General features: G+C 71.1%; 12 protein-coding genes. 7 read left to right on the top strand and 5 right to left on the bottom strand.

The window, feature by feature from the left end; all coding sequences use genetic code 11:
- Positions 1 to 55 precede the first annotated feature (55 nt).
- On the top strand, positions 56 to 1,153 hold the full coding sequence (locus BUS84_RS04690) for a hypothetical protein (RefSeq protein WP_074309043.1): 1,098 nt from the start codon (positions 56 to 58) through the stop codon (positions 1,151 to 1,153).
- 236 nt (positions 1,154 to 1,389) lie between these two features.
- Here BUS84_RS04690 and BUS84_RS04685 read toward each other — a convergent pair whose 3' ends face one another.
- The 3 genes from BUS84_RS04685 to BUS84_RS04675 form a co-directional block, all read right to left on the bottom strand.
- Positions 1,390 to 2,649 (bottom strand): D-alanyl-D-alanine carboxypeptidase family protein, encoded by a 1,260-nt coding sequence (locus tag BUS84_RS04685; protein WP_159450986.1) that lies wholly within the window; start codon positions 2,647 to 2,649, stop codon positions 1,390 to 1,392.
- Between the two features lie 408 nt (positions 2,650 to 3,057).
- Complete coding sequence (locus BUS84_RS04680; protein ID WP_074309040.1) at positions 3,058 to 3,966, bottom strand: hypothetical protein; 909 nt, start codon at positions 3,964 to 3,966, stop codon at positions 3,058 to 3,060.
- A gap of 173 nt (positions 3,967 to 4,139) precedes the next feature.
- On the bottom strand, positions 4,140 to 5,306 hold the full coding sequence (locus BUS84_RS04675; protein ID WP_074309038.1) for a ThuA domain-containing protein: 1,167 nt from the start codon (positions 5,304 to 5,306) through the stop codon (positions 4,140 to 4,142).
- A gap of 425 nt (positions 5,307 to 5,731) precedes the next feature.
- Here BUS84_RS04675 and BUS84_RS04670 point away from each other — a divergent pair, with 425 nt between their 5' ends.
- From BUS84_RS04670 to BUS84_RS04655, 4 genes are all read left to right on the top strand, one after another.
- Positions 5,732 to 6,055: an ArsR/SmtB family transcription factor gene (locus BUS84_RS04670; RefSeq protein WP_244298378.1), complete on the top strand. Its 324-nt coding sequence runs from the start codon at positions 5,732 to 5,734 to the stop codon at positions 6,053 to 6,055.
- Positions 6,052 to 6,531, top strand: coding sequence for an SRPBCC family protein (locus BUS84_RS04665; RefSeq protein WP_074309036.1), 480 nt, complete (start codon positions 6,052 to 6,054; stop codon positions 6,529 to 6,531). The genes BUS84_RS04670 and BUS84_RS04665 overlap by 4 nt, the downstream gene beginning before the upstream one ends.
- Before the next feature lie 307 nt (positions 6,532 to 6,838).
- A complete protein-coding gene (locus BUS84_RS04660; RefSeq protein WP_244298377.1) occupies positions 6,839 to 8,998 on the top strand; it encodes an amylo-alpha-1,6-glucosidase in 2,160 nt (719 codons plus the stop codon).
- Positions 8,999 to 9,139: 141 nt separating this feature from the next.
- A complete protein-coding gene (locus BUS84_RS04655; protein WP_074309034.1) occupies positions 9,140 to 10,111 on the top strand; it encodes a PfkB family carbohydrate kinase in 972 nt (323 codons plus the stop codon).
- Here the strand turns inward: BUS84_RS04655 and BUS84_RS04650 are convergent.
- Positions 10,100 to 10,507 carry a DUF2267 domain-containing protein gene (locus BUS84_RS04650; RefSeq protein WP_074309032.1) on the bottom strand — a complete coding sequence of 136 codons (408 nt, stop codon included), beginning with the start codon at positions 10,505 to 10,507 and terminating at the stop codon, positions 10,100 to 10,102. The genes BUS84_RS04655 and BUS84_RS04650 overlap by 12 nt on opposite strands.
- 135 nt (positions 10,508 to 10,642) lie before the next feature.
- Positions 10,643 to 11,239 (bottom strand): helix-turn-helix domain-containing protein, encoded by a 597-nt coding sequence (locus tag BUS84_RS04645; protein WP_074309030.1) that lies wholly within the window; start codon positions 11,237 to 11,239, stop codon positions 10,643 to 10,645.
- Between the two features lie 151 nt (positions 11,240 to 11,390).
- Here BUS84_RS04645 and BUS84_RS04640 point away from each other — a divergent pair, with 151 nt between their 5' ends.
- Both BUS84_RS04640 and BUS84_RS04635 read left to right on the top strand, forming a co-directional pair.
- Positions 11,391 to 12,026 carry a class I SAM-dependent methyltransferase gene (locus tag BUS84_RS04640; protein ID WP_074309029.1) on the top strand — a complete coding sequence of 212 codons (636 nt, stop codon included), beginning with the start codon at positions 11,391 to 11,393 and terminating at the stop codon, positions 12,024 to 12,026.
- 272 nt (positions 12,027 to 12,298) lie between these two features.
- Positions 12,299 to 12,775, top strand: coding sequence for a hypothetical protein (locus BUS84_RS04635; RefSeq protein WP_074309026.1), 477 nt, complete (start codon positions 12,299 to 12,301; stop codon positions 12,773 to 12,775).
- Positions 12,776 to 12,801 lie beyond the last annotated feature (26 nt).

The raw sequence follows: 12,801 nt of genomic DNA, 5'->3' as shown, positions 1-12,801 counted from the left end.
AGAGGGCGTACCGGACACATTGCGCATGATCATCGTCGGGTGCGAAGCTGGATCGATGGGTTGGTGGAATCGATTTCGGCGCGGATCGCGTCACCCGCTGCGCCGGCCACCCCGGGGCGTACTGCCGGCCCCCTGGCCGCCCAACCTGCGGGACCTGACCGGGGACCTGTCGTCGGCCGGGTCGGAGCACCAGGCCGAGGTGCTGGCCCTGCTGCGGCGATTGGCGTTGGCGAGGTCCACCCACACACCCGAACCGGTGCAGGCGATCGGCGAGATAGTCCGGCGGCACGCGCCGGTGCCGGACGACACGACCGCCGCGGCCTCGGCGGTCTGGCGCGCCGTGCCGGAGCTGGACCTGATGGCGAACGCCCGGCAGCGCTGCCAGCACGCCGAGAGCCTGCTCGGCACGCTGCGCGACTTGGTGCTGCACGGCCCGGCGTTGGGGATCGGCGATCCGGACACCACCATCGCCGACGCCCTCCGGCTCGAGGCGGAGCGGGTCGGTCACGCACCGGTGACCGGCGAGGGTGAACACCAGGTCGGCTACCGGGCCGCGTACGCCGGGTTCGTCAAGCAAATGGCGCATCGGGCGAGGGAGCTCGAGGGGACGCCGGAGCGCAACCCCCGCCGCGGCGTCCTGGCCACGGCTGCTCCGTCCGCAGACCCGGCCGATTCGCCCACCCCGGTGCTGGCAGCCCTACGCGACGCCGTGGCGGCACTCCCCCACCAGCGGGACGCCCGGCACGAGCAGTGGACGGCGCGGGTGACCAGCGCCATCGAGCCGTTGCACCCCGGCGGCCCGAGCGTGGACTCGACCGCCATCGGGCGGGCGATCCTGGCTGACCTGCCGGAGCTCGACCGTCTCGATGAGACCCTGGACCGGCTCGAACGGATGGAGGAGCAACTGACCGCGACGCAGCGCCGGCTGGCGGTTCAACGGGCGCACCTGACCGAGGAGGTGATCCGCTGGCGCAACACGCTCGCCCGCGAGCTACGCCAGCAGGCCGACCAACATGTTGCCGCAACCGGCATCTCCCTCGACGCCGATTTCACGGCCGGCTTCACCCTGGCCAGCGACCAGATCGCCCGGCACCTGCGCGAGCGGGCCGACCGGCTCGCCGTCCCGGACCTACCCAAACCCTCCTTCCGGTGACCCCGTCCAGCGACGACACCTGACCGCGGACCACCGTCAGCTCACCGGCGCCGGGCACCAGCAGCCTCGGCACGCCCGTCGCGTCCGCCGGAACCGCCCACACGTCCGGTCGGCGGGCGGCACGGCCGACTGCATCTACCCATGCGCCGCGTGCACCGCCATCCGCCACGGCGAGCGATGGCTGGACGGCAGACGTGCAGAGCGCACCGCACGGGGGCACTGGCCCCGTCCGACGGTCAGCGGTGGCGGCGGATGCGTTCCCAGGTGGTCGGCGGTTCCATCGCCGCCCCGGTGCGTAGCGCCGTGGCGACCAACTCGCCGTCGCCAGCCGCGACGGTGAGCTGGCCGTGTTCGGCGCCGGCGGCGATCCGCGACGACACCGCGGGGATCTGCGCGTCGAGCCGTACCCGCAGGCCCGGCCAGCCGACCACCTCGACCTTTTCGGTGGCGTGGATGGTGCTGCCGGTGTCGAGCGGGCCGCGCACGGTGGCGACCTGCTCGCCGGCCTCGACGAGCGTGTGGACCGCGAGCGCGGCCGCTGTCGAGCGCAGCAACGACCGGGTCACCGCGAAGACCCGGTCCAGCTGGACCGGGGTGTTGGCGCCAGGCTGGCCCAGGACGGCGCCGACGACGCTGAGCTTCCGGCCGCCCACGGTGACCACCGCCGCGAAGACCAGGCAGCCGCCGGCCTCGTCGGTGGAGCCGGTCTTGATCCCGACCACCCCGTTGCGACCGACCAGCTCGTTGTAGTTCTGCACCGTGCCGGCCACCGGTATGGTCGCCTGCTTCTGCTTGACGATCTCGGCGAACGCCGGCAACGCCATCGCCCTGCTCGCCAGGATCACCTGGTCCCGCGCCGTACTCACGGTCTCCGGGTCGAGGCCGGACGGATCGGTGTAGTCGGTGTCGGACATGCCGAGATCGTCCGCGACGGCGTTCATCTTCTCGACGAAGGCGGCGACGCTGCCGGAGTCCCAGGCCGCGAGGATGCGCGCCATGTTGTTCGCCGAGGGCAATAGCACCGCCTGCAGCGCCTGCCGTTCGGTGATGACCTCCCCGGCCCGCACCTCGACGAGCGACTCGCCGCGTGCCTTCTCCGCCGGGTACGCGGCCGCCTGCTCGGCGCTGACCGTCAGCTTCGGCCCCTGCTCGCCGACGGCGAGAGGGTGCTCGGTGAGGATGACGTAGGCCGTCATCACCTTCGTCACGCTCGCGATCGGCACCGGCTTCGACCCGCCGAAAGCGCCGAGGTTTCCGAGCCCGCCGACCGAGATCATCGCCTGACCCGTACGCGGCCAGGGCAGTCGCGGCGCCGTACCGGGGATGGTCATCGACGCCGGTACGGTCAGCTCGACCGTCGGGGCGGGCAGCGGGTCGCGCAGCGGCGCGACGGCATACAGCCCGCCGCCGAGGAGCAGCAGCAGGATCAGCAGGCCACCCAGCGCCCACGGCAGGCGACGCCCGCCGCGCCGGGATGGCGGCGCTGGGAACAGCACGCCGAGATCCTGGGTCGGCGATTCCGTCGGACCAACCATCGTGTTACCTCCCCCGTGATGGACCCCGGAGGTTAACAGCCCTGGTCGGCCCGGAGGCGCCCGTCGCCCCGTGCCTCCCGGTCAGTGTCGGGTTCGCGTGCCGTAAGCGGGCGGTAAGGGTGTCCGGCCAGGTCCCCGGGCTAGCCTCGGGTCATGCCCGCCCGTCCAGCCACCACGCCCGTCACCGCCACGCGGCGGCCCTCGTACTGCTCGTCCTCACCGCCGGCGTCGCGCTGCTGCGCCGACGCCGCGCGCCCGTCGAGCCCGTGGACCCGGTAAGCCGCCGCGCGCCCGGCTGAGGCTTACGCGGATCTTCGTCCCCTGGTGTCCACCCGCCCTGAACGGGTCCCGGCCCCGATGGCGCCGGCCTCAGCGTGTGGCGCCGCCCGGTCGACCGGGGCCGGTCCCGGAGCGCCGCTGACCGACGCGTGGCGCCCGTACCACCGGGGAGTTGCCAGCTCCCGGGCGGAAACTTCTCGCCGCGCTGGCCACCGTCTCGTCGGGATCCCGCTCGAGGGCCTTTCGGATCCGCGACGGGATGATCTCGGACTTCGCCATCGCCAGTCGGACCTGCACCGAACGGTCGTCGACCAGGCGTTCCAGATCCGCCTCGTCCAGCTCGACCGCGCGAACCAGCGCGGCGCGGACGTCGACCACCGGGTCCTGGGCGAGCACGCTGCGCTGCGCGGCGGTGGTCCGCGGGTTGCGGGCGACCCCCTTGCGGACGCGGGCGGTGCGGTCGGCCATCAGGGCGGTGATCACGTCGGGGTCGTGGGTGTGGGTGGCGAGTCGTTCCCGTACCTCGGGTGAGACGTCGTCGATCAGCCGGGCGGCCAGCTCCGGCTCCAAACCCCGCGTCTCGGCGAGGAGACCGCGTAGCTCCTTGTCGGGCGCCTCCGCCATCACCTGTCGAACCGACTCGTCGCAGGCCGGGTTGCCGGCGACCGCCCAGCGGACCCACCGGTCGGCGTCCTTGACGAGACGCAGGAGATTGCCGACCGAGGTCGAAGAATTTCTCGCCACGGCCTCCCGGACCTGACGATCAGGGTCCCGGGTCAGCGACCGCAGCGCCTGCGCGGGTGCGTCGGTCCGGGACGCGACCGCCTTTCGAACCACTGCCGACGGGTCGGCCGCCAGGTCGATGAGGGTCATCTGTGGCGTGGCAGGGTCCTGCGCGAGGGCGAGCTGCGCGTCCGCGCTGCCACCGGTCGCAGGATGGTTGGTGGTGCCTGACCCGCTCTGACGGTCGGGCCCGCCGACGTCCTGCTGCTTCCCCATGGACGCAATCATGTCACGGGCCGATCGGGGCAGCGCGAGCCTGATCAGCCCGTTGACGACACATCCCCCCTCTGCTGGCCGCCTTCGCGATCAACGGCCCCGGCTGGGCGCGTGGGGGCGCGCCGCAGCCGGATGGTGGCGACGGTGTGGTGGCGCGGAGCGGGAGGGCGCGGTCAGCCGGTGACGAGGTCGAACTTCTCCCACTGGCCGATGGCGGTCCGGTTGGCGATCAGGGCGGCGGCGCCCGCGTTCTCCGCCACGACGTACCGGTTGTTCACCAGGGCGCGAAGACTGACCGTGCCGTCGGAGTTGCGGACGAGCTGGAAGGTCTCCCAGGCGCCGGCGGCGGCCCGGTTGGCGATCAGCGCGGCGGCGCCGGCGTTCTCGGCCGCGACGTACATGCCGTTGGCCTTGGCGCGCAGCGCCACGTTGCCGCCGCCGAGGTCGACCAGGTCGAACCGCTCGGTGGCGCCGACGGCGCTCCGGTTGGCGATCAGCGCGGTGGTGGCGTTCGGCGCGCTGACGTACTGGTTGTTGGCCCGGGCGCGCAGGCTGGTGCCGCTGGGCGGCGGGGTCGTGCGCGGCGTGCAGTCGGCTGTCACGGCGCCGGCGGCGACCCGGAGGCCGCCGAGCAGCATCCGGGTGAAGTTCGGATCGGTGTACGACTCCTCGGTGTGCCCGAGCCCGGTGTACCAGGCCCGCCCGCCGCCGTAGGCCCGGCACCACGTGATCGGGTGGTCGCCCATGTTGCCGCCGCTGTACGACGACTCGTCGAGGCTGGCCAGGACCCGCACGTTCGGCCGGGGGTTGGTGCGGTAGTTGTACCACTCGTCGCTGCGGACCCAGGTGTCCGCCAGATGCGCGGTGGACGGGTTCGTCCGGTCCTCGACCCGGATGGTGGCCGACTGGATCGCCGGGTGCGAGTGGAACCATGCTCCGACCAGCCCGCCGTACCACGGCCAGCTGTACTCGGTGTCGGCGGCGGCGTGCACACCGACGTATCCGCCACCGGCGGCGATGTACGACTCGAAGGCCGACTGCTGGCTGGCGTTGAGGACGTCGCCCGTCGTCGACAGGAAGACCACCGCCTGGTACTGGGCCAGGTTGGCGGTGGTGAACTGGGCGGCGTCCTCGGTCGCGGTCACCGTGAACCCGTTGGCGGTTCCGAGCTGCCGGATGGCGGCGATGCCGTTGGGGATGGACGAGTGGCGGAATCCGGCGGTCTTGCTGAACACCAGGACCTTGGTCAGGGGTGCCGCCGAGGCCGGGGCCGGCAGGGCTACCAGGGTGGCCAGCAACACGGCCAGGCTGGTGATGAGTGCGGACACACGGGAACGCATGCTGTGCTCCTCTGCTGAGCATCGGCCCGGGCGCGCACGCCACTGGCATGCGGGCACGCGGGGCCGGGTTGGCGGTGGTACGAAAGCCGGGCCGCCGATGCTCGGCTGAGGCGGTACTGGGTGGTGCGGTGGAGTCGAGTGCTGCCGGCCGGCTGGATCGCGCCGGATGGGTGGCGGCGCAACGCTGCGCCTGAGGCGGTGCCCACTCCCGTGGGCCCTCGCCGCAATGGCATGGCCGAGAACGCCCGACCTGCCAGTGTGGACGGTCGAAAGGCATCGACTTATATCGCTGAGGCAGTTAACCTCCGATGTCCGCGCTCCGTCAAGCCCGCGTTTCCGGCTTCGATGCGAGACGCCCTCACCACCCGGAATCCGGCCCACGTGGCGCCTTGACTCGCGGTTCGGTAAGTCGTAGCTTACCGTTCGTGGCTACTTACCAAGCTAGTGATGGCTGGGACGCGCTGGGAGACCCCACCAGGCGCGCGATCGTCGCGTGCCTGGCCGAGCGACCCCGGGCCGTCGGCGAGCTCGCCGACGAGTTGCCGATCAGCCGGCCGGCGGTATCCCAGCACCTGAAGGTGCTGAAGGACGCCGGGCTGGTCACCGACCGCGCAGCGGGCGCGCGCCGGGTCTATCGGCTCAATCCGGCAGGCGTGGCCGCGCTGCGGGATCAGCTGGAGACGTTCTGGAACCGGGCACTGGACAGCTATCAGGACGTCGTCGAAGAACCGACCGAGGAGGACCAATGACCCAGGCAACCGCCGTGGTGATCCAACAGATCGTCGTCGAGGCGTCGATCGCGCGAGCCTTCACCGTGTTCACCGAGCGGTTCGGCGACTTCAAGCCGCCCGAGCACAACCTGCTCGGCGTACCGATCGCCGAGACCGTGTTCGAACCGAAGGTTGGCGGCCACATCTACGACCGGGCCGCCGACGGCAGCGAGTGCCGCTGGGCGCGGGTGCTCGCCTACGAACCGCCGAACCGGGTCGTGTTCAGCTGGGACATCAGCCCGCAATGGCAGGTCGAGACCGAGCCGGACAACACCAGCGAGGTCGAGGTCCGTTTCGTCGCCGAGACCCCGCAGCGCACCAGGGTCGAACTGGAGCACCGCCACATCGACCGGCACGGCCCTGGATGGCAGGCCGTCAGCGACGGCGTCTCCCACGACGGCGGGTGGCCGCTGTACCTCGCCCGATACGCCGCCCTGTTCAGGCAGGGCAGCTGAACGCCCCAATGACACCTCCCACCACTGGCCCGCCGCTGGTAAGGGGAGGCTGAGCATCAAAGGGCGGGCCCGACTGACCGGGTTCAGGCCGCGAACCAGGGCCGAACCGCACAGTCGGGCCCGTACCGCCCATCCCGGCGCTCGACCGTCGGCATTCGCGCAATCTCCACTGGCAGGCAACGCGCCGGGATGACCTGCGTGTGGCCGGGAACCCGGTGCGGAGGACGTCAGGCGGCGCCCGGCGGCGGTCACCAGCCGGGGGGCAACGCCCGCGACTGGCACGCATCGACAACCTGAGGAGGTGTGGGTGACCGCGACATCACGGCGGCCGACGCCTGCGGATCCGTGGCCGGACATGTCGATGGGGCACCGGGTGTCCAGCGGCGCCTCGCGCGACCTGCCTCCGGAGTTGGGGCCCGACGCGGTCGGTGTGCTGGAGGGCCGCACGTTCATGTTCTCCGACGCCGCGGGAAACGTGCCGAAGGGCTCGATCGGCGGTCTCGTCCACGACGACACCCGGTTCCTAAACCAGTGGGAGCTGACGATCGACGACGCCCCGCTGATGGTGCTCTCCTCCGGGACCGTCGACGCCTACTCGGCGGCGTTCTTCCTGGCGAATGCCGACCTGCCCCACCTGTCCGCGAATCGGGTCGGCGTACGGCGGCAGCGCTTCGTCGGCGACGGCCTCTACGAGCGCGTCGAACTTCGCTATTTCGGCATCGAGCCGACGTCGATCCGACTGCGCCTGGCGGTCGGGACCGACTTCGCCGACCTGTTCGAGATCAAGGAGTCCGGCCGCGACCGCACCCCGGACATCATCCGTCAGGACGGACCGGACGGCTCGGCACTCGGGTTCCACTACCGCAACGGCAGCTATGCCGCCTCCGTACACATCGAGGCCGACCCGCCAGCCGACCTGGTCGACGGCGATGCCCTGGTCTGGAACCTGCGCCTCGAGCGGGGACAGCAGTGGAGCTGTGAGTTGAGTGTGCCGCTGCGGTGCGGCGAGGAAGACCGCCGGCCCGTGGTGCGCGGGTTCGGCGAGGCGTTCGATCACGGGCCGGAGGACCCGTCGACGCGATGGGCGGCCGAGAAGCCGAATCTGCACGCGGAGACGGATCTCCTGCGCGACGTCTACCACAGGTCGGCGATCGATCTGGTGTCCATGCGGCTCGAGAAGACCATCGCCGGCGAACCGGTCGTCCTCTTCTCCGCGGGTCTGCCGTGGTTTCTGACCACCTTCGGCCGCGACACCCTGATCACCGCCTACCAGACCATGACCTGCGGCTCGCAGGTTGCCCGGGGAGCACTGATCGTGCTGGCCAGGCACCAGGCCAGAGTGTTCGACGACTTCACCGACCAGGAGCCGGGCAAGATCCTCCACGAGTACCGCTCGGGTGAGCTCAGCCAGCTCGGGGTCAAGCCCTACCGCCCCTACTACGGTGCCGCCGACACCACGGCACTCTGGCTGATCCTCTTCTCCGAATACTGGCGATGGACCCGGGACACCGAACTGGTATGCCGGCTGCGCGAGAACGCCGAGGCCGCGCTGCGCTGGATCGACCGCCACGGGGACCGCGATGGCGACGGCTACGTCGAGTACGGCACCCGCTCCACCCAGGGCCTCGGTAACCAGTGCTGGCGAGACTCCCCCGACGGCGTGCAGTACGCCGACGGGACGATTCCCGTCCTGCCGATCGCCACCTGTGAGACACAGGGCTACACCTTTGACGCGAAGCTGCGCATGGCGGAACTCGCCGACGGGCCCTGGCACGACCCCTCAATGGCTCACCGCCTACGCGCCGAGGCCGCGCGACTGCGCGAGAGGTTCAACCGGGACTACTGGATCCCCGAACGGGGCGGCTACTACGCCATCGGCCTGGACGGCGACAAACGGCCCATCGACTCGATGACCTCCAACATGGGGCACCTGCTGTGGAGCGGCATCGTCCCCGACGATCGCGCCGGACAGGTCGCGCGGCACCTCATGTCTCCGGAGATGTTCTCGGGATGGGGCGTACGCACCCTGTCGACCCTCGACGTCGGCTACAACCCGATCGGCTATCACGTCGGCACGGTCTGGCCGCACGACAACTCCATCATCGCCGCCGGGCTGGCCCGTTACGGCTACCGGGAGGAAGCGAACCGGATCGCAATGGCGATGCTGGAGGCCTCCCGGCACTCCGACCACCGGCTACCCGAGGCGTTGTCCGGCTACGACCGGTCCTTCGGTCGTCAGCCCGTGCCGTACCCCACCGCCTGCAACCCGCAGGCCTGGGCCAGCGGGGCGCCGTTGCTGTTTCTGCGCACGATGCTCGGCCTCGAACCGGGCGAGGACGGCCTCCTCGCCGACGCCCACGTTCCCGACGACCTCGGACGGATCGGCCTGGACCACGTGCCGGTGGCCGGCAGACACTGGAGTGTCGACGCCACCGGGTCCGACTACCGGGTCTCGCCCGCCGACTAGAGCCGCGTCGGTCGGGCCGGCGTGACCGGTCACGTCCTCGTCGTCGGGTCCATCGTGGCGCACCCCGGGCACGGTCAGCGTCCCGTTCCACTCGGTTTCGCCAAACCGGTAGTCGTGTCCGGTACGGGGTAGAACAGCGACATGAGCAGTCCCCGCGCGGTGGTGATCGGCCAGCTCGCCCGCGATCTCGTCCTTCAGGTCGACCGGTGGCCGGAGGTCGGCCACGCGGCCGACGTCGGAGGGCGGCGCGAGATGCTGGGCGGCAAAGGCGCCAACCAGGCGGTGGCACTCGCCCAGCTCAGCGTGCCGGTGGCGCTGGTCGCCGTAGCGGGCGACGACGACATCGGCGACAACCTGCTCACGCAGGCCACCCGCGACGGCGTGGACGTCACACACGTGGTCCGCCGGCCGGACACACCCACTGGGCTGATCGTGGAGGCGCTCGACGGGGCCGGGCAGTGGCGGTACCTGCAACACCTGCCCAACGAGGTGCTCCTCACCGCGGCCGACGTCGAAGCCTCCGCGGAGCTGCTACGCGCCGCGGACGCCGTACTCGTACAGTTGCAGCAGCCGCCCGCGGCGGCCCTCGCCGCCACGCGCCTGGCCCACGAGGCTGGTCGGCTTGTGGTGGTCGACGGTGCACCAGCCAGCGAGGGCGACCGTCCGGCGCTGCTCGCCGCGGCCGACGTCGTCCGCGCCGACGCCCACGAGACACGTATGTGGACCGCGGCGCCCACCGACGACATCGACCGGGTGCTGACCGCGGCCGGCGACATCCTGGCAGCCGGGCCGCGGCTGCTCGCGTTCGGCGTGGACGCCGGGAACCTCTTCACCTGGCGCGACCAGCGGTGGGGTGACGGGCACCTGCTCGTGCCCCTGACCGATCAGAAGGTGGTGGACACCACCGGTGCCGGCGATGCCCTCGTCGCCGCGCTGACCGCGGCGCTACTGCGCGGTGACCCGCCCCCGACCGCCGCCCGATACGCCGTCGCCGCAGCCGGGGCAACCGTCGGACATCCGGGCGGCCGGCCGAACCTGCACCAGGACATGCTGCGCGCCCTGCTGGGTGACGGTGCAGCGGAGGCGACCACGTCGACAAGTTCAGCCGGGTAGCTGGCCCCTACTGCCGGAACGAACCATCTGACGTAGATCCGCCGGTAGCGCCGACTGGAGGCGGTCCATGATCCGTCCCTGCGTCGCCTCATCGACAACCTCGAGCACGACCCGGGCCGCATAGGCGGCCTGAGGGGGATCCATGCCTGCCCGGTCCGCTACCCGGGCGACGAACGCATCGCGGTCGAAGCGAACTCCGGAGCTTGGCGCGGGCGCCGTCTGCCGCAGGTACTCACCGATCTCCCGGGGCAGCTCCGCGGCCAGGTTGTCGGCCAGCCCTTCAGGAACCCGCTCGCCCAGAGTCTGCAACGTCCCCCGGATCGCGGAGGTCGCCTCCCCAATGTCCGCCAATCGGGCCCGGGCCTGCACCTGGCCGACGAATTCGTGATGCTGCACGACGCCACCTCCTCTGTTCCGGCTGCCCGGCATGTCGCATGGCCCCTGCTCAGGCCTTTACCGGCCGCCTACCCGAAGGCCAGGGATCTACACGGAGCGCCGCCGTCGAGACGCCCGCCACGCAGCGGTACACCCTTACTCGGCCGAGCCTGATCTTGGTGCTACCCGGACATGCGCGCGTTCGCCCTGTTTGCCGATGAGGCTGAGGAACTCGACGGGACCGGAGCTGGTGGACCCGAACCAGTGCGGGGTGCGGGTGTCGAACTCCGCGGCCTCCCCGGGCCTGAGGATGAGATTGTGCTCGCCGAGGACCAGGCGCAGCGTGCCGTTGAGGACGTAGACCCAGTCGTAGCCCTCGTGGGTGCGCCGGTCGGGCTCGCGGTCGTCGACCCCGGTCGGGAGGACGAACTTGTAGGCCTGGATGCCTCCGGGTCTGCGGGTCAGGGGCAGGACGGTCGACCCGTCGCTGCAGGCGATGGGGCGCAGGTTGATGCGGGGATCGCCGGTAGGTGGCGCGTCGACGAGCTCGTCGAGAGTGACGCCGTGGGCGCGAGCGAGCGGCAGGAGTTGCTCGAGCGTGGGGCGTCGCAGGCCCGCCTCGAGCCTGGACAGCGTGCTGGCGGAGATGCCGGTCTCCTGCGCGAGGTCGGTGAGCGTGATGTCGCGGCGGAGCCGCAGGTGCTTCAGCCTCGGCCCGACAGCCTCGAGCGTGCGGTCCAGGTCCCTGTCCATGCCCCCATTTTGCCATTTGGCAAGAAGGTTTGCGTACGGCCCCGCTGCTGGTCACAGTCGTCAGGTGACACGCGAAGACGATGAAGCGGCAGGCCAGACGGCCGAGCGGGCGGAGATGACGAGGGACGTGGTCGTTGCACGGGAGGACCCGATGACGCACGGATTCGACAAGGACTACTGGGAGCGACACTGGCACCAGGCGCACGGCATCGGACCCGGAGCGATGGCCGGGAGCGCACCGCATCCGTATCTCGCCAGCGAGACCAGCAGCCTGGTGCCGGGCACGGCGTTGGATGCCGGGTGCGGCACCGGCGCCGAGGCCGTCTGGCTCGCCTCCCACGGGTGGCTTGTGACCGCAGTCGACATCGCCCCCGAAGCCCTCGCCCGCGCCGCCGAGCGCGCGACGAACAGCGGGGTGTCCGAGCGCGTGCGGTGGGTTGACGCGGACCTGACCGTCTGGGCCCCGGGCACGCGGTTCGATCTGGTCACGACCCACTACGCGCACCCCGCGATGCCGCAACTGGCCTTCTATGACCGCCTCTCCGCATGGGTGGCGCCCGGCGGCACCCTGCTGATCGTCGGGCACCTGCAGACCTCGGGAGCCACCGGGCACGGGCACCACCCTCCCGCCGAGGCATCGGTCACCCTCACGGACATCACCGCGGGCCTGGACGACACCGAATGGGAGATCACCACCGCCGAAGAGCACCTTCGCACGGTCACCGCCCCCGGCGGCCATGCGGTTCCTCTGCACGACGTCGTCGTACGCGCCACACGACGCCCCTGATCACACCGCTTCCCACCGCCGGTCGCATCTCGGCGAGCAGACAACATGTCATGTCCCTGGGGCTTATGGTGAAAAGCCGGCGCGGCCACTGTCGTCCGATGTTGGTACGACGCGGGCGGCCATAGACCTGTCCCGTTGTCCAGCCGAAGGACGGACCGATGACCGAGAGAACGTCACGGTGCCGGGATCTGGCGTCGCCGGCGCTCGTGCTGCCAACGCCGGAACGTTCGCCGTGCCGACTGTGAACGCGCGCGACGTCCTGCACTGCTGAGATGGACTGGGCCGGATGGGCGTTGTTCGGGTTGGTCGCCACCGCGGTGCTCACCGCAGCGCTGACCAGTGCCCAACTGGCCGGTCTCACTCGCCTCGACTTTCCCCTGGTACTCGGGTCCCTCGTCACCGAGGATCCCGACCGGGCCCGGGTCGTCGGGTTCTTCATGCACCTCTGCGCCGGTCAGGGCTTCGCCCTCGGCTACGCGGCCACGTTCGCGCTGCTGCACCGCGCCACCTGGTGGATCGGGGCGCTGCTCGGGACCATCCACGTCGGGATCGCGCTGACGGTGCTCCTGCCGCTGCTTCCGGGTGTCCACCCGCGGATGGCGTCGCAGCGGGCGGGCCCGGCCAGCACGGCCGTGCTGGAGCCGCCCGGCCTGTTCGCCGTCAACTACGGCATCCAGACTCCCGCGGTCGTGGTTGTCGTCCACGTCCTCTACGGGGTGGTCCTCGGACTGCTCCTTCAAGCCGATTGATCCGCGTCGCACGACTCGTCAGGAAG

Origin of the sequence: Micromonospora cremea (assembly GCF_900143515.1) — a bacterium.
Lineage (GTDB): Bacteria > Actinomycetota > Actinomycetes > Mycobacteriales > Micromonosporaceae > Micromonospora > Micromonospora cremea.
This window is presented reverse-complemented; position numbering and strand designations above follow the sequence as displayed.